Source organism: Streptomyces sp. NPDC047081, from assembly GCF_040643775.1.
Lineage (GTDB): Bacteria > Actinomycetota > Actinomycetes > Streptomycetales > Streptomycetaceae > Streptomyces.
Genome location: NZ_JBEYUY010000001.1, coordinates 111542 through 131518 on the forward strand (window position 1 = coordinate 111542; position 19977 = coordinate 131518).

Annotated in this window: 16 protein-coding genes; 6 read left to right on the forward strand and 10 right to left on the reverse strand. The window is 72.8% G+C overall.

Annotation, left to right across the window (positions count from 1 at the left end; translation table 11 throughout):
• Window positions 1–13 precede the first annotated feature (13 nt).
• Window positions 14–862 carry a PaaX family transcriptional regulator C-terminal domain-containing protein gene (locus ABZ848_RS00550; RefSeq protein WP_360822923.1) on the reverse strand — a complete coding sequence of 283 codons (849 nt, stop codon included), beginning with the start codon at window positions 860–862 and terminating at the stop codon, window positions 14–16.
• A 114-nt stretch (window positions 863–976) separates the two neighbouring features.
• Here ABZ848_RS00550 and ABZ848_RS00555 point away from each other — a divergent pair, with 114 nt between their 5' ends.
• Entirely contained in the window at window positions 977–2125 is a 1149-nt protein-coding gene (locus ABZ848_RS00555) for an acyl-CoA dehydrogenase family protein (RefSeq protein WP_360822926.1), read from the forward strand.
• 22 nt (window positions 2126–2147) lie between these two features.
• Here ABZ848_RS00555 and ABZ848_RS00560 read toward each other — a convergent pair whose 3' ends face one another.
• Window positions 2148–3014 carry an LLM class flavin-dependent oxidoreductase gene (locus ABZ848_RS00560; RefSeq protein ID WP_360822929.1) on the reverse strand — a complete coding sequence of 289 codons (867 nt, stop codon included), beginning with the start codon at window positions 3012–3014 and terminating at the stop codon, window positions 2148–2150.
• Window positions 3015–3254: 240 nt separating this feature from the next.
• On the opposite strand from ABZ848_RS00560, the gene ABZ848_RS00565 reads away from it, so the two are divergent.
• A complete protein-coding gene (locus ABZ848_RS00565) occupies window positions 3255–3779 on the forward strand; it encodes a hypothetical protein (RefSeq protein WP_360822932.1) in 525 nt (174 codons plus the stop codon).
• Between the two features lie 13 nt (window positions 3780–3792).
• On the opposite strand, the gene ABZ848_RS00570 is transcribed toward ABZ848_RS00565, so the two are convergent.
• The 6 genes from ABZ848_RS00570 to ABZ848_RS00595 form a co-directional block, all read right to left on the reverse strand.
• Window positions 3793–4236, reverse strand: a complete 444-nt coding sequence (locus ABZ848_RS00570; RefSeq protein WP_360822935.1) for a hypothetical protein — start codon at window positions 4234–4236, stop codon at window positions 3793–3795.
• Between the two features lie 51 nt (window positions 4237–4287).
• Window positions 4288–5670 carry a carotenoid oxygenase family protein gene (locus ABZ848_RS00575; protein WP_360822937.1) on the reverse strand — a complete coding sequence of 461 codons (1383 nt, stop codon included), beginning with the start codon at window positions 5668–5670 and terminating at the stop codon, window positions 4288–4290.
• Window positions 5671–5757: 87 nt separating this feature from the next.
• Window positions 5758–7191 carry an FAD-dependent monooxygenase gene (locus ABZ848_RS00580; protein ID WP_360822940.1) on the reverse strand — a complete coding sequence of 478 codons (1434 nt, stop codon included), beginning with the start codon at window positions 7189–7191 and terminating at the stop codon, window positions 5758–5760.
• Window positions 7184–8368, reverse strand: coding sequence for an MAB_1171c family putative transporter (locus ABZ848_RS00585; protein WP_360822943.1), 1185 nt, complete (start codon window positions 8366–8368; stop codon window positions 7184–7186). Before ABZ848_RS00585 ends, ABZ848_RS00580 begins: the two co-directional genes overlap by 8 nt.
• Window positions 8365–8970, reverse strand: coding sequence for a toxin (locus ABZ848_RS00590; protein WP_360822946.1), 606 nt, complete (start codon window positions 8968–8970; stop codon window positions 8365–8367). Before ABZ848_RS00590 ends, ABZ848_RS00585 begins: the two co-directional genes overlap by 4 nt.
• 471 nt (window positions 8971–9441) lie before the next feature.
• A complete protein-coding gene (locus ABZ848_RS00595; protein ID WP_360822949.1) occupies window positions 9442–10128 on the reverse strand; it encodes an ANTAR domain-containing protein in 687 nt (228 codons plus the stop codon).
• A 231-nt stretch (window positions 10129–10359) separates the two neighbouring features.
• Between ABZ848_RS00595 and ABZ848_RS00600 the strand changes: the two genes are divergently transcribed.
• The 4 genes from ABZ848_RS00600 (at window position 10360) to ABZ848_RS00615 (ending at window position 14708) form a co-directional block, all read left to right on the forward strand.
• The gene (locus tag ABZ848_RS00600; RefSeq protein WP_360822952.1) at window positions 10360–11037 is read left to right on the forward strand and encodes a response regulator transcription factor; all 678 of its coding nucleotides are present in this window, start codon (window positions 10360–10362) and stop codon (window positions 11035–11037) included.
• On the forward strand, window positions 11027–12274 hold the full coding sequence (locus ABZ848_RS00605; protein WP_360822954.1) for a HAMP domain-containing sensor histidine kinase: 1248 nt from the start codon (window positions 11027–11029) through the stop codon (window positions 12272–12274). The genes ABZ848_RS00600 and ABZ848_RS00605 overlap by 11 nt, the downstream gene beginning before the upstream one ends.
• A 71-nt stretch (window positions 12275–12345) precedes the next feature.
• Window positions 12346–13647, forward strand: a complete 1302-nt coding sequence (locus tag ABZ848_RS00610; RefSeq protein WP_360822957.1) for a hypothetical protein — start codon at window positions 12346–12348, stop codon at window positions 13645–13647.
• Window positions 13648–13751: 104 nt separating this feature from the next.
• The gene (locus tag ABZ848_RS00615; RefSeq protein WP_360822960.1) at window positions 13752–14708 is read left to right on the forward strand and encodes an alpha/beta hydrolase; all 957 of its coding nucleotides are present in this window, start codon (window positions 13752–13754) and stop codon (window positions 14706–14708) included.
• On the opposite strand, the gene fxsT is transcribed toward ABZ848_RS00615, so the two are convergent.
• Both fxsT and ABZ848_RS00625 read right to left on the reverse strand, forming a co-directional pair.
• Window positions 14647–18600 (reverse strand): FxSxx-COOH system tetratricopeptide repeat protein, encoded by a 3954-nt coding sequence (gene fxsT / locus ABZ848_RS00620; protein ID WP_360822962.1) that lies wholly within the window; start codon window positions 18598–18600, stop codon window positions 14647–14649. The genes ABZ848_RS00615 and fxsT overlap by 62 nt on opposite strands.
• Window positions 18597–19934 (reverse strand): TIR-like protein FxsC, encoded by a 1338-nt coding sequence (locus ABZ848_RS00625; RefSeq protein WP_360822964.1) that lies wholly within the window; start codon window positions 19932–19934, stop codon window positions 18597–18599. Before ABZ848_RS00625 ends, fxsT begins: the two co-directional genes overlap by 4 nt.
• Window positions 19935–19977: the final 43 nt, after the last annotated feature.

The window sequence follows — 19977 nt, forward strand, 5'->3', positions numbered from 1 at the left end:
CCCCGACCGTGCGTCACCGCACGGCGGGGTCTCCGACGACCGAGGCGACGTACTCGAAGGCCCTCGTCTCCAGGCGTTCCCGGAGCTCGTGGGCGAGTTCCTGGGCGGCCTCGCCGCGCCAGCCCGCCGGCAGCAGTTGCGCGGGCAGCCCCGGGTCCAGGTAGGGGAAGCGCATCCACTGTGCCAGGGCCAGGGTGTGGACGGCGAAGGCGTCACCCGGGTCGGCCACGCCCGCCGGCCGCCTGGCGGTGGTCAGCACCGGGGACCAGGAACCCACGAACTTCTCGTACGAGGCGGCGAGTTCGCGGAGATCCCAGGCGCGGCGGACCAGCGCGGCGGTGTCGCCGAGACCCTCGTGGTGTGCGGTGAAGGCGTCGACGTACTCCTCCAGGCCGAGCCGGCGCACCCACTTAACGGCGGTGGGCAGCACACGCGCGGGCGCGATCCACAGCCCGCTGTCGAGCTGCCCCATGCCCAGCCAGACCAGCCGTTTGCGCAGCGTGTACCGCTTCTCGCGCTCGGCCTCGGGGACCGAGAACGACACGATGGCCCAGCCGTCCTCCAGCCGGGCCGGCTTCAGCGGGGCGTAGACGACCTCGTCGCCGTCCTCGAAGACGAGCCGCGCCTTGGCGGTCGCCGCGTATCCGCGGGTCGTACCGCGGCGCTCCGGCGTGAGCAGGCCGCGGCGGGTCATCCGGGTCACGGCCGAGCGGGTCGCCTGGGCCGGTACGCCCAGCCGCTCCAGCAGCGTGATCAGGTCGGCCACCGAGGACCAGCCCCGCACCAGCCGTGAGTAGCGCCCGTAGACGGCCAGGATCAGCAGTTGGGTGCTGTTCTTCGCCTCGTCCTGCGGCAGTTCCACGCGGTCCCCTTGCTCGCCTCTCGCCTTCGGCGCCCCATTCTCGCCGGTGCGTGCCGCGGCAATTTTATGTCGGACCACTTCCGCTCGGACGTAATCCGACATACTTTGACTCCTGTGAAGCGCGATCTCTACGACACCGAGCACGAGGACTTCCGGGCCATGGCCCGGGCGTTCGTCGCCAAGGAGGTCACCCCGTACCTCGCCTCCTGGGAGGCCGCGGGCGAGGTCGACCGGTCGCTCTACCGGGCCGCGGGCGCCGCCGGGCTGCTCGGGCTGGGCGTGGAGGAGGAGTACGGCGGCAGCGGTGTCGACGACTTCCGCTTCCACGCGGTGCTCAACGAGGAGCTCTGCCGCGCGGGCGCCACCTCCGTCTCCATGAACCTCAACGGCTTCACCGACCTGATCGCCCCCTACTTCCGGGAACTCGCCACCCCCGAGCAGAAGGCGCGCTGGCTGCCCGGCCTGGCCGACGGCAGCCTGGTGGCGGCCATCGCCATGACCGAGCCCGGCGCCGGCAGCGACCTGCGCGGGATCCGCACACGGGCCGAACGGCACGCGGACGGCTACCTGTTGAACGGCGCGAAGACCTTCATCAGCAACGGTGTCATCGCCGACCTCGTGGTCGTGGTGGCGCGCACGGGCGCCGAGGATGGGCGGGAAGGGCTGAGCCTGTTCGTGGTGGAGCGGGGGATGCCCGGGTTCGAGCGCGGTCGCAGACTCCACAAGCTCGGCCTGTCCGCCCAGGACACCGCCGAACTGTCCTTCACCGACGTGCCCGTTCCGGCCGCGAACCTGCTCGGGGAGGAGGGACGGGGCATGGAGTACCTGAAGCGGAACCTGCCGCAGGAACGGGTCAGCGTCGCGGTGACCGCGGCCGCCACGATGCGGCGGGTCCTGGACGGCACGATCGCCTACACACGGGACCGGATCGTCTTCGGACGCCCGCTGTCCGAGCTGCAGACGACCCGGTTCACGCTGGCCGAGCTGGCGACCGACACGGAGATCGCCCAGACCTTCACGGACCGCTGTGTGCGCGAACTCGTCGCGGGCCGGCTGACGCCCACCGAGGCGGCGATGGCCAAGTGGTGGGTGACCGAACGCCAGCAGCAGCTGGTCTCAAGGTGTCTCCAACTGCACGGCGGATACGGCTACATGACGGAGTACTCCATCGCCAGGGACTTCGTGGACACCCGCGCCAGCACGCTGTTCGCCGGGACGACCGAGATCATGAAGGAGATCATCGGGAGGTCGCTGGTGCGGTGACGCGGAGGCCCACCGCCGGACGTCAGAGTCGCGCCAGCACCGCTTCCAGCTGCCGCAGCGGCTGCTCGCCCGCGAACCGCAGGACCACCGTGTCAGCGCCCGCCTCCGCCAACTCCCTTACGGTTCGGGCGGCTTGGGCGGATGGCCCCGCGACCGTGAAGACCTCCTCCTGCGGGCGGCCCAGCCAGGCGGCGTGGCCCTCGGTGTGCGGGTGCAGGGCGCGGGACACCTCGTCGGGGTCGTCGCCGACGCAGGCGAAGGCGAAGACGGTGAGGGTGTGGCCGGGGCCGGCGCCGCCCTTGGCGATCAGCGCGCGGGCGTTGTCCAGGTCGCCCGGCCCGTGGCCCTCGGCGATCACCGTGCCGTCGGCGGCCCGGCCGGAGAGTTCGAGGGAGCGGGGGCGTACGACACCCGCGACGACCGGCGGAACCTCGGCGGGCGGGTGCACCAACCCGATGTCGGCCAGGCGGACTTCGCGGCCCTCCAGCTGCACGCGCTCGCCCCGCAGCAGCGCGCGCACCGACGTGATCGTCTCCTCCAGGAGGGCCAGCGGGGAGCGGGGTGCGGCGCCCGCCTGAGTCATCCACTCCGGCACGCCGTGCCCGATGCCGGCCACCAGCCGGCCCGGGAACACCCTTGCCAGCGTGGCCAGTTCCATCGCCAGCAGGGCCGGGCTGCGCAGTGGGGCGGGGGCGATGCCGATGCCCACGCGGACGCGTTCCGTCGCGCCCAGTGCCACGGCGGCCGCCGACACCCCGCCGGCCCACCCGAGATCCTCGACCACCCACACGTCGTCCGCGCCGAGCGCCTCGGCCTGCCGCGCGAACTCGGGCAGCCCCTCGGGGGCCCAGTCGCGGTCGTACATTACACCGATCCGTACGTTCGTCATGCCCCGGAAACTATGCGCCGGTGCGGGATCGATCAACGGTGTTCGGGATCGGGAGAGTTGTCCGTCCGGTTTCCCAACGCCCAAGAGCCCGCCAGGCGTTGGCCAATCGGATGCCATGGCCGGGTAAGGGTTCGGCGAGGTCGTCGAGTATTCACCCAATGGTTCTACCCGCATAGACACTCGCGGTGCTGTCATGCCCACGACCGCCCGGAAATCCCGGGCCGATCGCGGGAGTCCCCCATGCGTCCCACCCGTCGTCTCACCGCCACCACCACGTCCCTCGCCCTCGGCGTCGCCGGCCTCGTCCTCACCACCGGCCCGGCCGCGCACGCGCAGAGCTGCTCGCAGGCCTATCTGCCGCTGCCCGACCCGAGCTGCCAGCCCGGCGCCTACAACCCCGACGTCACCCAGAGCACCATCGACTCGACGATATGCGTCTCGGGCTGGACCGCCACCGTCCGCCCGTCGACGTCGTACACCAACGCCCTGAAGGTCAAGCAGATCGCCGAGTACGGCTACGACGACACCAGCACCTCCGACTACGAGGAGGACCACCTCGTCCCGCTCGAACTGGGCGGCGCGCCCAAGAGCGAGCAGAACCTGTGGCCCGAGCCGCGCTACGGCGACGAGACCGCCACCAGCAAGGACTCCGTGGAGAACAAGCTGAAGAAGGCCGTCTGCAACGGCACGGTGAGCCTGTCCGACGCGCGCGGCGCCATCGCGGAGGACTGGACGACCGCCCTGTCCTCGCTCGGCCTCAGCTGAAGCCGGCGCGCCCTCAACCCACCTGGGCGCGCAGGCCGTCACGCAGGCGGCGCAGGTCGTCGGCGTGGCGGCCCAGGCCGTTCAGCCGCAGCCGGGCCGCCTCGGTGCGCGGGTCGTGATGGACCGTGAAGGCCAGGTTCAGCGACTCGCGCAGCATCCACAGGTCGTACGCCAGCAGGCGGGCCGCCCGGTCCTGGGCCCGGGCCAGCTCCGGGTCGGTGATGCGCAGGTCCTGCAGCCGGGTGCGCAGCCGGTGCAGGACGATGCTCTGCAGGCCGCACGCGCGGGCCGTCTGCCGCGAGACCGGACCGGGTTCACCGCAGGCGGCCACCGCCCGGTCGGCCGGTGTCTGCGCGGCCACCGCCTCGTCCAGGACGGCGACCAGTGCCAGTACCTGCGCCGGGCGGGACGGGCCGGCCGGAGCGGGGTGGCGCGGCAGGCGTAGGGGAATGCGCATGGCTCCTCCTGGTCGCCTCCAGTGTGCGCCTCCCCGGCCGCCCGGCGCCGCCTACCGTCCGGTGAAGACGCCGTGGAAGCCGAACGGCACGGGCTGCGGCACCCGGGCCCGCGCCAGCTCCGTGAAGCTCGCCGCGTCCAGGACCAGCAGGTAGGACGACTGCGCCTTGGCGTCCAGTACGACGGACAGAATCACGCCGCCGTCCTCGTCGCGCGACTCCGGGGCCGGTACGAACACCGGCTCGCCGGGGTGGCAGTCCTCCTCGCACCAGGTGAGCGTCGTACCGGAACCGACGTCCAGCCGGACCAGCTGGTCGACGAAGTTCCCGCCCCTGCGGTCCCGCGAGCCGACCCCGTACGCGTACCGGTACGGCAGCCCGTTGCGCCGCCGGTAGTCGATGCGGGGCAGCTCCAGGGGCTCCTCGGTGAGCCGGGTCACCGTGACCTCGCCGGTGCCCGGGTCCACCCGCAGCCGGGTCGGCAGGGCCTGCGGGACCGGGCCGGCCGCGCGCAGGCGGTCCAGGTAGAGGGCCTGGATGATCTCCGGGTCGGGGTAGGCGCACAGGTCCATGACGACCGCGCCGCCCTCCTCCTCGTACGCGTTGATGTGGTGGAAGGCGAACATCGCCGGCGCCTCGTACTCCCCGGCCACGCTGCCGTCGGCGAGCGAGAAGAGGGTGATCCGGGTGCCGTCGGCCGGCTGCCACCGGTAGTTCTCGATGAACGGGCGGCCGCTCAGAAGGAGCGCCAACGGGTTGATCCGGTAGGGGAATTCGACCAGGACGGCGTACGTCGGGGTGATCGCGAAGCTGTGCATGTACGACGGTTTCGCGGTCTGTTTCTCGGCGATCAGCTCGCGGACGCTGTCGGCGTGCGGATGCTGACGGTGGATCAGATAGCGGCTGACGCGGCCGAAGCGGACCGAGTAGTTGACGAGGCTGTCGCCGCCGGGCTCCAAGTGCGGGTGGGCCGTGGTGACTTGGGAGGCGAGACGATCCTCGTGGTTGACGACGCCGACGGTCTTCAGGGTCCCCGGCTCGAACTCGACCGGCAGCGTGCTCTCGGTCAGCGCGAGCGTGCGGCCGCCGAAGGGGACCACGCTGACGTTGGCGTTGCCCGAGGGCGGCGGCGGGGTGAAGAGGGTGAACAGCCGCTGGAAGATCGAGCGGCACGGGTCGGTCGCGAACTCACCATAGGTGATACGGCCGTTCGCGAGAGCGGCGGAGCGCGCCGGGGTCTCCAGATAGCGGTTCGAGTACGACACCCCGTCGGCGCCGACGCGGAAGCGGTGGATCATCGCGTGGCCGTCGAACCAGTGGCGGTACGAGCGCTCGCCCACCTCGAAGCAGGCGGGCCCGTTGCGCAGCAGCGTGCCCGACAGCCACTGCGGCGGGGTGCCCTCGACGGGCAGCGCGAGATCCTCGTATTCGCGCACCGGAGTGCGCAGACCGGCGGAATATGGTGCCTGGTCCCCTCCCATGCACCCGCTCTGCCCAGGGGCCCCGCCGCGCAAACACCGGTTTCAGCCGGCCGCTCCGCGCTCCTCGTCCGTCAGCGGAGGGGCGTCGAGGTGAGGGCGCTTCGGGCCGAACAGCATCGGGATCAGCATGTCCGGTGAGAAGAGGCGCAGCGCGGGCTTCTCCAGGCTCATGACGTCCAGGAGGGCGCCGAGGGCACGCGGGTTGCGGGCGCCGGTGGCGACCGCGCGGTCGACGAAGCGGGCGAGGAAACGTTCCACTGCGGTGGGTGGGCTGTCGCCGGCGCCGGGGTAGAAGGCGTCCTGGCCGACGGCGAGGTCCCAGGCGGCGGCGACCGGGCGGGCGGTGGCGCGCTGGATGCGGCGGGCGGTGCCGGGGGCCGCGAGGTCGGTCGCGCGCAGGACCTTGCGCAGGGCGAGGGCGGACTGGGCGGCGACGGTGATGCCATGGCCGTAGACCGGGTTGTAACCGGCCACCGCGTCGCCGAGGACGGCGAAACCGTCGGGCCAGCGGGGGAGTTTCTCGTAGTAGCGGCGGCGGTTGGCGGTGGAGCGGGTGGTGGCCACCTCGCCCAGCGGCTCGGCGCACTTGATCAGCTCGCCGATCACCGGGTCGCCGAGGGAGAGCGCGAAGTCGGCGAACTCGTCGGCGTGGGCGGTGGGTTCGCCGCCGCGGGTGCCGGAGAGGGTGACGATCCAGCGGTCGCCCTCGACGGGCAGGATGATGCCGCCGCGGCCGGGGGCCTTCGCCGGGTTCGCCTGGACGTTGACCAGCGGGAAGCCCAGCTCGGCGGTGGTGCCGGGGGCCCGGTAGAGGCGGGTGGCGTAGGCGACGCCGGCGTTCACCTCGCGCTCGGTGACCTCGGGCAGGCCGAGGCCGGTGAGCCAGCGCGGGGCGTGCGAGCCGCGGCCGGAGGCGTCCACCACGAGGTCGGCGGGGAGGTCGAGTACCTCGGAGCCGGAGCCGGAGCCGGAGCCGGAGCCGGAGCCGGAGCCGCTGCGGACGCGGAGGCCGGTGACCCGGGTGGCGTCGCCCAACAGACCCTCGACGGTGGTGTCCTGACGGAGCGTTATCCGTTCGTCGGCCAGGACCCGGTCGCGTATCACCGCGTCGAGCAGGTCGCGGGTGCAGACCAGGTTGCGGTGGTGGGTGGAGGTGAAGCGGCGGAACCAGATCTCGTTGGGGGCCCGGGAGACCATGTCGCCCATGATGTGGGCCAGTCGGGCGCCCCGCGCGACGATCTCCCCGACCAGGCCCGGCAGCAGCTCGTCGAAGGCCCGCACCCCGCCGCTCCACACCAGGTGCGCGTGCCGGGCCTGCGGGACGCCCCGGCGCGGCTCGGGTCCCTCGGGGAGCAGGTCGCGCTCGACGACCGTGACGTCGGCGAACTCGGTCAGCGCGGCCGCGGTGAGCAGGCCGGTGACGCCGGCGCCGACGACGACGGCGGTGGGTCTGTGGGCGGGGAGAGGCTCAGGCATGGGGGATCGGGCTTTCTGTGCTGGTCACCCGCCGGCGGAGGGTGTCGACGATGCGGGGATGACCGAGGGCCCGGGACACGGCCTCGATGTCACCGGTCACCAGGGCCCCGGTGCGCGCGCCCGGGGTCCCGGAGGAGTGGGGGACGCCCGCGCGATGGGCGTCGAGCGCGGCACGCACCACGACGGCACCGGCCGCCGCGCTCGCGCCCGCCGCGCCGTGCGCGGGAAGTGCGGCCTCGTACGCCTTGTCGTACAGGCCGCCGTCGAAGTACGGGCCGAGCAGACGCAGTGCGTCGTGGATGCGCTGGCGGCGCTGCATCAGGCGCAGGTCCAGCGGCGCCCAGAAGCCCAGGCGGGCCGGGGCCGCCGACGCGCCGAGGACACGCACCGCCCGCCACAGCGGCCGTAGCCGCCGGTGCTCGCGCTGGTCCCGTACCCACCGCTGCAGAAACGGTCCGACCTGCGGGACCAGGAAGCCGAGCGCGACCAGGATCGCCTCCAGGAGCGCGAAGGGCGGGGCCGCCCGGGTGCTCAGGGCGTCCCAGTCGGTGCCCGACCAGCGGGCGCCGATCGCGGTCAGTTTCGCCGCGTCGAAGAGCAACCCCGAGGCGTAGCCGAGCTGTTGGAGGACGACGCCCGCCTTCAGCCAGCGGTTGCCGATCTGCGGGAACCACTTCCACAGCAGACAGGCGGCGACCAGGCACGACACCATGTGCGCGGTCAGGTAGAGCAGGATGTGCTCGCGCATCCAGGGCGTGCCGGCGTAGTACGTGTCCAGGTCGTAGACGCGCGGCTCCGGCGCGTCCGCGAGCAGGAACGTCCCCCACAGGGCGGCCACGACACCCGCGTACGCCCAGTAGATGCGGCGCATCCGGCGGGCGCGGCGCTCGGAGGGCTCCTCGCGCCAGCGGATGATCATCGTCAGGCCGGTCGCGCAGAACGCGGTCAGGAACGAATACGCCCACGGCGAGGCGATGTTGGGCACGCCGGTCAGCCGGTTGAGGCGCTCGATGTTGACCGGGGTGATGACGACCAGGACGGCGGTGGCGGAGGCCAGCAGCACGGTGGTCGCGCGCACGTCCGGGTCGCGCCAGGCGCGGGCGAAGGTCGGCAGCTTGGCGGCGAGCGCGAGGGCGAGCAGTGCGGTGGGTATCCAGTAGGGGATGTGCGGGATCATCGCAGCAGGCGTCCGCCGCGGTTGCCGATCGACAGGTCGATACGGCCCTCGACGGTGGCCGGCGTGACCGGGCCCCGGGCGTAACGGCCGGTCATCCAGGTGCGCACCTCGCGCCCGAAGAGCAGCCCGAAGGTCTCCGCGTCCGCCTCGTGCTCGTCGGCGGAGGCGGACCGGGCCGCGACGGCCAGACAGGCCTCGCGGGGCACCTCGGCGGTGGCGAGGATCCGCTCCGCGGCCCTCCGCAGCACCTCGGGCGTCTGGCCGGGGGCGTGTGCGCGGGCGGCCGTGGTGAGCGCGTGGGCGCCGCAGGAGCCCTGCTCCTCGTGCCACAACTCATGGCCCAGGATGACCAGTTGGGCCTCGGGGACGGTGTTCTCCTCGACCACGACGACCGACCGGTCCGCGAATTCGAGGCGCAGGCCCGACACCGGCAGGTCCGGCGGGAAGGCCCGGAACACCAACTGGACCGGGCGGCCCGCGCGCACGCTCATCGCCCGGCAGAACTCCGCCATCACGGCCCGCGGTTCGGCCGGCCGCCGGATCGACTTCGACGCCTCCGCGGCCAGCGCGGCGAGCAGGGACTTCATCGCCTTGGTGGTCATCGGGCGGGGTCCCTCTCCGGGCGGGCCAGGGCGGCGGACAGCTTTGGTGGTGGGCGGTGTTGTGCGCAGGCAGCATATGTCCGGACCGGCCCCGGACGCCGACTGTTTCTCGGCCAAAAACGATCGTTTACCCGTACGAAGTCGGGGGGATCTTGGGGTCACCCTCCTCCCCCGGGAGTAGCCGGAGCGCACCGGATCCTGCCGGGGAGGCATGGGAGGGGCCTCCGTGGGCACGATGTGCCGAAACGGCGCGCGTACGAGGCTGGTTCACGTCAGCCAGAGGGACACCACGACCCGAGGAGGGCGTCATGAACCGTCAGACCCGTATCCGCGTCCAGCGTCGCCCGAGCACGCCCCGCGACACGACGATCGACCGCAGGACCCCGTCCGGCCGGCTGCTGCCGTACTGACGCCATGACGAGGTTCCCGGCGGGCGGCGCGAGACCGCCGTACCGACGCAGCTGACAAGACTCAGCGCAGGGTTCGTGAGGCCGCCGTGCGCAGGGCCCGGCGGACCTTCTGCGGGGGTGCGGGGCCGTCGCCGCCGATGCCGGCCGTGACCGCCGCGGCGACCGAGCGCAGCTTGGTGTTGGAGAGCTGGGAGGCCTGCCGCAGGATGTTCCAGGCCTCGTCGGAGCTGCACGCGTGCGTGGCCATCAGGATGCCGCGGGCCTGGTCGATGACCGGCCGCGAGGCGATCGCCCGGCGCAGCTGCTCGACCTCGGTGCGCAGCAGCCGCAGCTGCTCCGCGCGCTCCAGGGAGACCACGGAGGCGGCCGGCCGGTCGGCGTCCGGTTCGGCCGGGCGGGCCGTGCGGTCCAGCGGGTCGGCGGTGTCCAGGCCGGCCAGCTCCAGGATCCGGCGCGGCTGCCCGTTCCAGCGCGTGGCCCGCACCGGGATGCTGCGCCGGTGGCCGTAGGCGTCCAGCAGGTCCAGGAACTGCAGGCCCGCCGTGTCCATGAAGACCACGCCGGCCATGTCCAGGTCGACCCGGCCGGTGTCGGCCGGCAGGTCCTCCAGCGTCCGCGCGAGGGTGTCCGCGCACCCCTGCACCAGCTCTCCGCGTGGCACGAGCACGGCCCGGCCCGCCTCCACACGGCCGTCGATGACCAGGGTGTTCAGCCGTCCCGCGAGAGTGATGTGTGCCGCTGAGATCATGTCCCCGCCTCGTAGCTCCCCGACAGTCGTCCGACGCCGATTCCTCCCGCCGCCGATGCCCCTCCGGAGAGTCGTGGACCGAAGCTCCGCGGGGACCCGGCGGTGCTGCCGTTTCGCCTGCCCCCGCACCCGGGCCGTACACCCCGCCGCCACGGAATGGCCGACTCCCGACGGCCCGCCCGGCCGCCGCTCGCCCTGAGCAGGGGCCCCGGGCTGCCGTAGCGTGAGGACATGCGGGTGCTGGTCGTCGAGGACGAGGAGCGGTTCGCGGCCGGGCTGAAGGACGGGCTCGAGGCCGAGGGCTTCGCCGTCGACGTGGCGCCCGACGGGGTGGACGGGCTGTGGCTGGCCCGGGAGAACGCGTACGACGCGATCGTCCTCGACATCATGCTGCCCCGCCTCAACGGCTACCGCGTCTGCCGGGCGCTGCGGGCCGGCGGCGACTGGACGCCGATCCTCATGCTCACCGCCAAGGAGGGCGAGTGGGACGAGATCGAGGGCCTCGACACCGGCGCCGACGACTACCTCACGAAACCGGTCTCGTACGCCGTCCTGCTCGCCCGCCTGCGCGCGCTGCTCCGCCGCGAGGCGCGCGAACGCCCCGCCGTCCTCACCGCGGGCGACCTGCGCCTGGACCCCGCGACCCGCACGGTCACCCGGGCCGGCCGGGAGATCGAGGTCACCGCGCGCGAGCTGGCGGTCCTGGAGTTCCTGCTGCGCCGGGCCGGCGAGGCGGTGTCCAAGCGGACCATCCTCGACCACGTCTGGGGCGACGACTTCGAGGGCGACCCGAACATCGTCGAGGTGTACGTCCGCCGCCTGCGCAACAAGGTCGACCGGCCCTTCGGGCGCCGCTCGCTGCTGACGGTGCGGGGGCACGGATACCGGCTGGTGCGGGATGACGGGTGAGCGCGGGAGACCGGCCCCCGCAGGCGAACGGCACCTGCGCAGGCTGCGGGCGGTCCGGGTGCGGGCCACGGTCATCGCCGTACTGGCGGTGGCGTCCGCGCTGGTCATCGGGGGCACGTTGCTGGTGCAGGGGCTGCGGGCCGAGCTCTCCGGCGATGTGCGGGACGCCGCGCGGGGGCGGGCGCGGGAGGTGGCCCGGGTCATCGAGGCCGGGCGCGGGGTGCCCGCGCCGACCGTCGCCGACCCGGACGAGGAGTTCCTGCAGGTCGTGGACGCGGCGGGGAAGGTCGTCGCGGCCAGCGGCAACGTCGAGGGACAGCCCGCGCTCGCCCGCCTGGAACCCGGCCGCAGCGCCTCCGTGAAGACCCCGCTCGACGAGGACCGCTTCCTCGTCGTCGCCGTCGGCGCCCGGTCCGGCGACCGCGAACTCGTCGTCCTCGACGGCCGTACTCCCGCGGGAGTAGCCGAGGCCACCAGGACCGTCACCCGGCTGCTGCTCATCGGCTCGCCCGCGCTGCTGGTCCTCGCCGCCGCCGCGACCTGGGCCGCCGTCGGCCGCGCCCTGCGCCGGGTGGCCCGCGCCGAGGATGCCCAGCGCCGCTTCGTCTCCGACGCCTCCCACGAGCTGCGCTCACCGCTGGCCGCGGTCCGCCAGCACACCGAGGTCGCCCTCTCCCACCCCGCCCGCGCCGACGCCGGCGCCCTGGCGGCGACGGTGCACGAGGAGGCCGTACGCATGCAACGCCTCGTCGACGACCTGCTGCTGCTCGCCCGAGCCGACGAGGGCGCACCACCGGCCGCCCGCCACCCGGTCGACCTCGACGACCTCGTCCTGGCGGAGGCCTGCCGGCTGCGCGCCTCGACCGGCCTGCGCATCGACACGACGGGAGTGGGCGCGGCCCGTGTGACGGGAGACGAGGACGCGCTACGACGCCTGGTGCGCAACCTCGGCGAGAACGCGGCCCGTTACGCACACGCGCGCGTGGCCTTCACGTTGACCGGAGCGGGGGAGACCGCCGTACGCCTGACGGTCGAGGACGACGGGCCGGGCGTCCCGCCCGCCGACCGCCGCCGGGTCTTCGAACGCTTCGTACGCCTCGACGAGTCCCGCTCGCGGGAGGCGGGCGGCGCGGGGCTGGGCCTGGCGATCGTGGCGGAGGTGGCGGCGGCGCACGGCGGGAAGGTGTCGATGGAGGACGGCGCGCGGTTCGTGGTGACGCTGCCGTCGGGGGAGTGAGGCGGCGGAACTGAACGCTCCGTCAGCTGTGTTCAGCCTCTGTTCAGCGGTGCCGAGGGACGCTGACGGGCATGAGGAACAAGACCATCTGGCCCGTTCTCGGCGCCGCCGTCCTGCTGGCCGGCGCCTGCTCCGGGAACCAGGCGCACCAAGGCGACTGCGTCCACGCGGTCGACGAGAACACGGGCCGTACGGCGGCCTCCTGCCTGCCCCTCGCCCCGAAGAGCGCCCGGGTCGACCTCGCGACGCCCCGCTTCACCCACCCCACCCGCATCACCAACCCCCTCCACCCCACCGCTCGCGTCACCCAGACGATCTACGGCGGCCAGGAGTCCGGCAAACCCTTCCGCACCGAGGTCACCCTCCTCCCCGGCACCAGGACCATCACCTGGGGCGACCGCACCATCCACGCGGTGACCTCGCAGTACGTCGCCTTCTCGGCGGGCCGCGTCGAGGAGGTCGCCGACGACTGGTACGCCCAGGCCGACGACGGCTCCGTCTGGTACCTCGGCGAGAACGTCTTCAACTACGACAACGGCGTCGTCGCCGACACGGAGGGCACCTGGCAGGCGGGCCACGGCAACGCCCCCGGCGCGATGATCATGCCCGCGCACCCGCACAAGGGCGACGTCTACCGCACGGAGAACCTCCCCGGCGTGGTCTTCGAACAGGTCACGGTCAGGGGCGTCGGCCAGACGGTCGACGGGCCGTACGGGAAGATCACGGACGCGATGACCGTCCACGAACTCCACATGGACGGCACGACGGAGGACAAGGTCTTCGCTCCTGGCTACGGCGAGTTCTCCACCGGCTCCCCGGCCGGCGACCTGGAGGCGGTCTCGCTCGCCGTCCCGACGGACGCGAAGCACGCGCCCGTGCCGCCTGGGCTGGCCGCCCTGAAGGAGGCGGTCCGCGCGGCCCACGCGACCCCGACACCGGCCAAGGTCAGCGCGGCACAGGCAGCCTGGGACGGTTACCGCGCCGCCGACGCCGTACCCCCGCTGCTCCAGCGGCAGATGACCCGCGACCTGAACGCCTGGCAGAAGTCCCCGGCCGACCGGGCGGCGGCCCTGCGCACCGAGCAGAACATGACCGACCTGCGGCTGCGGTACGAGCCCCTCGCCACCGTCGATCTCGCCCGACTCACCTTGTGGGCAAGGCAGTTGGAGATCGACGCGAAGGCGGGCGACGCGGGGTCGGTGGCGGGTGACGTGACCTGTCTGGAGCTGATCGGGCAGCGCGGGGACACCCCCAAGTCGGCTGCTTTCACCGCCGACTTGAAGAAGGCGCGGGAGGCGGCGGACCGGAAGGACACCGGAGCGGCCGCGAGTTCGGCGAGGGAGCTGCAGGCGGACATCGGATCCGGTCACTGATCCGCACGGTTCCGGGCCGTCGTTTCGCCCCCGTACCGCGCGGGCAGGTCTCGGGGAAGCGTGGTGCCGGTCCTCGGGGCCTCGGCAGGGGGGGGAGCGCGACGGTGCCTGACCATGTGCGGACGGCGGACGGGCGACGGTTACGGGTGGAGGTCTCGGGGGACCCGCGCGGCCGCCCCGTGTTCCTCCTGCACGGCATGCCCGGCAGCCGGGTCGGACCCAGACCCCGCTCGATGTTCCTCCACCTGCGCGGCACCCGGCTCATCAGCTACGACCGCCCCGGCTACGGCGGCTCGGACCGCAAGCCCGGCCGCAGCGTCGTCGACGTCGTCCAGGACGTGGCCCGCCTCGCCGACGCCCTGGGCCTGGACCGGTTCGCGGTGGCCGGCCGCTCCGGCGGCGCCCCGCACGCGCTGGCCGTCGCCGCCCGCCTGCCGGACCGGGTGACCCGGGCCGCCGCCCTGGTGGGCCTCGCTCCGCGGGACGCGGAGGGCCTCGACTGGTTCGCCGGCATGGCGCCCTCGAACGTCAACGAGTTCCGTACGGCGTCGACCGACCCGGAGCGGTTCGCGGCGCGGCTGATCCCGCGCTCGAACGCCATCCGCGAGGACCCCGCGCGGCTGCTGCGGGAACTGCGCGGCGACCTCACCGCCGACGACCGGCTGATCGTCAACGACAACACGGTCCGCTCGATGCTGCTGCGCAACTACCACGAGGCGCTGCGGACTTCGGCGTACGGCTGGATCGACGACGTGTTCGCGGTGACCGGGGCCTGGGGCTTCGACCCGGCAGAGATCCGGGTGCCGGTGCTGCTGTGGCACGGCAGCCAGGACGCCTTCTCGCCGGTCTCGCACGCCGTCTGGCTCGCCGACCGCATCCCCGGGGCCACCGCCGTGGTCGATCCGACGGCGGCCCACTTCGCGGCCCTGCGCGTGCTGCCGAACGTACTCAACTGGCTGCTGGCCGACGACACTTCCGCCGAGCGCGCCGGCCGCGCGCTCACACCGCCAGGGGCTCCAGGTCCCGGTAGATCCGGCGGTCCTGATGGGCGAGCCGGGTGATGCCGTTGTCCTCGCCGAGCAGCAGCCGCAGCTCGGTGAGAGCCTCCTCGTGCAGCCGCCGCGACTCCTCCTCGCGCCCCAACTCCCGCAGCGTGAGCGCCAGGTTGGCGACCGCGGCCAGGGTCTCGGGATGGTGCTGGCCCAGCACGACCCGCAGTGCCGCGACCGCCTGCTCCTCCTTCTGGGCCGCCTCGTCGGGCCGGCCCAGCGAGACCAGCACGTTGGCGTAGTTGACGGTCGCGAACAGCGTGTGCGGATGCTGCTCGCCCAGCACCTTGGTCATCCGCGGCAGCACCTTGAGGAACACGTCCTCCGCGGCGTCGAGTTCACCGCAGCCCCAGTGGAAGATGCCGAGGTTGTTCAGCGCGGTCTGCGTGTACGGATGCGCCTCGCCGGGCACCTGCATGTACTCGCCGAGCACCTCCAGGGTCGTGTCCCGGGCGGCCTGCCGGTCGTCCGCGGCGAACAGGTCCGCGGCCATGTTGAGGTCGCAGGCCAGCGCGTCCGGCGGCGGCTTCGGGTACTGGTCCCGCGGATACTGCTCCCGGTACTGCTTGCGGGTCGCCGTGGTCAGCCTGCGGGCGTCCTCGAACTGCCCGTTGCGGCGCAGCGACACGGCCAGCGACTTGGCACAGCGCAGCGTGCCGGGGAACTTCTTGCGCATCACCCGCTTGTGCGCCTCGTACGCCTTGGACAGCTGGGACACCGACTCCGCGTACCGGCCGACCTCCCGCAGGTCGCGGCCCAGCCGCTCCATCGAGGCCAGGGTGTAGGGGTGGTCGGCGCCCAGGATCTGGGTGCGCCGGTCGAGGGTGTCCTGGTCGATCTCGCGCGCCTCGCCGTAGCGGCCCACCATGCGCAGCGCGAGCGCCAGGTTGTTGGCCGCGTTGAGCGTGCGCGGATGCGACTCGTCGAACATCTGGCTGAGCCCCTCGTGCGCCTCCTTGGCGAGATCCACCGCCTCCAGGTACTTGCCGAGCGCCGCGAGGTCCGCGGACAGCTGCGACATGGTGACGTAGGTGTGCGGGTGCGAGGTGCTGAGCACCTGGCGCTGGCGCCGCAGCAGATCCCGGTCGACCTCGGTGGCCTCGACGTAACGCCCCTGGGTGCGCAGGACGTTGGCGAGCTGGCTGCGCATGTACAGGTACTGCACGTCGTCCTCGCCGAGGATCTCCAGCCAGTGTTCGAGGAGGTCCTCTGCGCGTTTCTGCGCGCCGGGGAAGTCGCCGCGCTTCCACAGGTAGCGGACGCGGTCGATGAGCAGCCGGCGGGTCTCCGGTTCGATGCAGTTGCGGGCGTCGGAGGCCGCCAGATGCGGCCAGATGACGTCGAAGCGCGGCCAGGTCTTCGGGTCGTCGATGGGTTCGTCGCCGTCGGGGCGCAGGCCCGAGAGCACGGTGTGCGCGATGTGCCGGGTGCGCCGCTGCTCCTCCTCGGACAGCTGGGAGCGCATCACGGCCTGGACCAGCCGGTGCACCTGGATGCTGCCCTGGTCGACCTTGGCCAGCGCGAACCGGCCGATCTCGCGGATGATCCGGCCGAGCAGCAGGCTCTCCTGCAGCGCCGGGTCCTCCGGCCGCAGCGCGTCGATCATCGCCTTGCTGTAGAGCAGGGTGTTGGAGATCGGCTCGGGGGCCAGGAAGGCGCACACCTCCAGGAGCCGGGCCGCGGCGGGGGAACGTTCCCGCAGCCGGGCGATGGACACGTTCCAGGTCGCGGCGACCGTCATCGGGTAGTCGACGGGCTGGTTGAGGTCGAGGACGCTGGTGGTCTGCTCCTCCAGCTGCCGCAGGTACTCCTCGACCGGGGTGGCGGTCTCGGCCAGCCAGGCCGCCGCCTGCTCCACCGCCAGCGGCAGGTCGCCCAGTGCGTGCGCCACCTGGTCGGCCTCGTCGGGCGCCAGGCCCTTGGCGCGCCGGGTGAGGTGCTCGACGCTCTCCTCCCGCTGGAAGACGTCGATGGGCTGGGCCGTCTTCTGCCGGGTCGCCCAGGCCTGGTTGCGGGAGGTGATCAGGACATGGCCGCCGCCGCGCTTGGGCAGATGGGGCAGGAGGTCGTCCGGGTCGTCGGCGTTGTCGAAGACCAGCAGCCAGCGCGGGGTCGGCTCGCCGCGCGAGAGCCTGCGCACGGCCTCCTGGCCGGCCTGCACCATGTCCTCCTCGTCGTCGTCCGTGGCACCGATCCGGACGGCGAGCTCGGCCAGCGATGCGACCACGGTGTCGGTGTGCTCGGCCGAGGTCCACCACACCAGGTCGTAGTCCGCCTGGAAACGGTGCACGTACTCCAGAGCGACCTGGGTCTTGCCCACTCCGCCGAGCCCGAACAGCGCCTGCGGCCGCACCTCGGCCGCGCTGCCGTCGCCGAGCTGGTCGCGGATCTGGTTGAGGATCAGATTGCGGCCGGTGAAGGTCGTGTTGCGCAGCGGCACGTTCGAGGTCTTGGGCCGATTGCCGGGAAAACGCGGCGACTTGGGGCGGCTGTCGGGCGCCGGCGCGGGCAGCTCCAGCGCGCGCATCAGGGCGCCCACGCACTGCTCCTCGTCCAGTCGGTGCAGGTCCACGGGATTGTGGTCGAGATACGACTCCGGCAGCCGCACCTCCTCGACCCGCAGCGGCACCGTCGTACCGTGCCCGAGGCCCAGTGCGCTCTCGGTCAGGGTGCGCCAGACGGCGTCGGAGTACCGGGAGGCCAGGAAGGGGTTGGAGAGCAGGATCGCGGTGCGGCTGATGCCGTCGGGGCGCTCCGGCGGGCCGGTGGAGATGTCGTGCAGGGTGACCTGGCAGCCGGCGCGTTTGAGCAGTGACTCGATCCAGTCGGCCCAGATCCGGTTCTCCGCCGCGTGCACCACCACGACGCTCGCCGCGCCGACCGTGGGCCGCCGCCTGAGGAACGCGTCGCGGCAGCGCAGCCGTTCGGGCTCCGGGATCGGCGGCAGGGAGGTGACCTCGCCGTCGGAGATGACCGCGGTCAACCGCTCGAAGGAGGACAGCAGCGAGTTGGCGATCCCGCTCTCGTCGCCGACCGTGGCGAGGGTCTCCTCGTAGGCGTAGTAGGGGCGGTACGGGATCTCCACACTGCCCCAGTAGTTGGCGAGTTCCTCCGGATCCAGCTCCCGCCCGTCGGGCGCCTTGGGCAGGCCGTCGAACCTGGCCCGGGCCAGCGCCCGGCCCGCGTCGACCTTCTCCTTCTCGCCCTCGTCGATGCGCATCGGCACCGGCAGCACCCGGATCGGGCGCCCCCGGTAGCCCTCCTCGACATTGCGGGCCACCGCCGCCGCGCCGTCCAGCGCCTGGTCGCTCAGGGTGAAGCAGTCCACCAGGACGTCCGGCATCTGCATGGTGCAGATGGCCGCGTTGTCCGACAGACCGGTGCGGCTGTCGATCAGGACGTAGTCGTACGTCTCCTTCATGTTCGAACGCAGCGCGTCCAGGAAGATGCCGCCGCCGAGGCGCTCGTAGAAGTTGTCCCAGTCGAAGGAGGAGACCGTGCCCGAGTAGGCGGGGTTCTGCAGGCCGGCGGAGAGGAAGTCGAGGCAGCCGCCGTCGGGGAAGGACAGGTCGAAGCGGTCGGGCCGGATCGACACCGCGTGCGGCTGCACGCGCGCGTACTCGTGGTGCCAGTCGTCGGGGCGGCCGGGATCGTCCGTGGTCGCCTCGCCCGAGTACTCCTGGATGATGTTGATGACCCCGAAGGTGGCCGCGAGCGCGTTCGGCTCCAGGAACGGGTGGAAGAAGCGGTGCAGGCCCGGCGCCTCCAGGTCCCAGTCGACGGCCAGGACGCGCTTGCCGTTGGCGGCCAGGATCCACGCCGTGTTGGCCAGGGCCATGGTCCGCCCGGTGCCGCCCTTGTACGAGTAGAAGGTGATGATGCGTCCGTCCTGTGCGGCCGTCATGCGTCTCCTCCGCGGTCGGTTCCGCCTTCCTGGTACGGCGGTTGGCTGGGGCCCACGAGACGGGGCCTGGGGACGGTCGGACCCGGCGGCGGGTGGGCCGCGGCGTGCTTGAGGTACTTCCGGGTCGTGCTCGCCACGACGCCGGGCAGGACTTCGGTGAAGGACTTCAGCGTGGGTACGCCGTTGACCGCGGACCGCGCGTCGGCGCGCCGCCCGCGGTCCAGCAGCAGCGGCAGGGTGCGCTCCAGCTCCTGGGTGAGCCGGCGTCCCTCGTCGCCGTGGCACTGGGTGTCGGCCCGGTTCCAGGGGACGACGGCGCCCACCCAGGGGCGGGCGTTGGAGTCGAACGCCTTGAGCCTGCCGCGCCGTTCCTCGTCGGTGAGCACCCAGCGGTCGACGAGCAGGATGCCCGGCCCGTTGGACCGCGGCTCCTGACGCTCCTCGCCGGGTTCGTCGCCGGAGGGCCGCTGATCGCCGGTGTCCTCGTCGTCGAGGGAGGAGACGGTGACCCGGTAGTCCAGCGAGCGGATCACGTCCCCGGCGATCTCGGCCAGCGCGCGCGGAGTCTCGTTGTGGTACGGGTTCCAGTCCCGGGCGTCCTCGCCGTATGGGCCGGGATCCCGGTGCCCCGGGAGGCTGTCCCGGGTCGGCGCGGCCACGGTGAGGCGGATCTGGCGCGGCCCCGCCCCGCGCGGCCGGAACGCGCTCGGCGTGCTCTCGTAGTCGCGCGGCCGGCCGCTCGGCAGCGCCGTCTCGTGGGCCACCCGCACGATCCGCTCGGCGAGCCGCAGCACGGTCTCCTCGTACTCGTCGCGCAGCCGGTTGAGCTTGATCAGCCCGTAGATCCCGTCGGTGGCGTAACGGTCGGGGAACGTCGACTCGTTGAGGTGGATGTGGCGCACCGAGTCGGGCAGCCGCGCGTAGTCGACGCGCGTCCACAGCGCGGGCACGATGGCCAGGGGCTCCGGCGCGCCGCCGTCCTTGGCCTGCCGGATCCGCTCGTTGAACGCGAACAGCTCCCGGCCGCACATCTCGCTGGTGAAGTACCGGGAGGAGAACAGCGGCACGAACACCCGGCATCGCGCCAGGTTCTCGCTCAGCTTCTGCGGCCAGCCCTCGCCGGGCCGCATCTCCCGGTCCATGAAGCCGGGATGGGAGCCCGCCGGCAGGTCGGTGATCGCCATGATGTGGCTGCACAGGTCCCGGAAGAGCACGTGCACCCAGTGGTCGGGATCCCCGCCGCCGGGGTCCCAGGGCGGTGTGTGGGCGTAACTGAGAAAGAAGTAGGGCTGGTCGTCGGACGTGCTGCCCCACTCCCGTTCAGGTATGTCCACACGCCCCCCTGCCCGTAGACGAGCCCCGCCCCCAAGTCACCTG

Bases quoted from the DNA above. Each gene is read 5' to 3' on its own strand.
- ABZ848_RS00565 (WP_360822932.1), top strand. From the start codon at position 3,255: ATGCGTCCCACCCGTCGTCTCACCGCCACCACCACGTCCCTCGCCCTC.
- ABZ848_RS00585 (WP_360822943.1), bottom strand. From the start codon at position 8,368: ATGATCCCGCACATCCCCTACTGGATACCCACCGCACTGCTCGCCCTC.
- ABZ848_RS00590 (WP_360822946.1), bottom strand. From the start codon at position 8,970: ATGACCACCAAGGCGATGAAGTCCCTGCTCGCCGCGCTGGCCGCGGAG.
- ABZ848_RS00600 (WP_360822952.1), top strand. From the start codon at position 10,360: ATGCGGGTGCTGGTCGTCGAGGACGAGGAGCGGTTCGCGGCCGGGCTG.
- fxsT (WP_360822962.1), bottom strand. From the start codon at position 18,600: ATGACGGCCGCACAGGACGGACGCATCATCACCTTCTACTCGTACAAG.
- ABZ848_RS00595 (WP_360822949.1), bottom strand. From the start codon at position 10,128: ATGATCTCAGCGGCACACATCACTCTCGCGGGACGGCTGAACACCCTG.
- ABZ848_RS00605 (WP_360822954.1), top strand. From the start codon at position 11,027: ATGACGGGTGAGCGCGGGAGACCGGCCCCCGCAGGCGAACGGCACCTG.
- ABZ848_RS00570 (WP_360822935.1), bottom strand. From the start codon at position 4,236: ATGCGCATTCCCCTACGCCTGCCGCGCCACCCCGCTCCGGCCGGCCCG.
- ABZ848_RS00560 (WP_360822929.1), bottom strand. From the start codon at position 3,014: ATGACGAACGTACGGATCGGTGTAATGTACGACCGCGACTGGGCCCCC.
- ABZ848_RS00580 (WP_360822940.1), bottom strand. From the start codon at position 7,191: ATGCCTGAGCCTCTCCCCGCCCACAGACCCACCGCCGTCGTCGTCGGC.
- ABZ848_RS00610 (WP_360822957.1), top strand. From the start codon at position 12,346: ATGAGGAACAAGACCATCTGGCCCGTTCTCGGCGCCGCCGTCCTGCTG.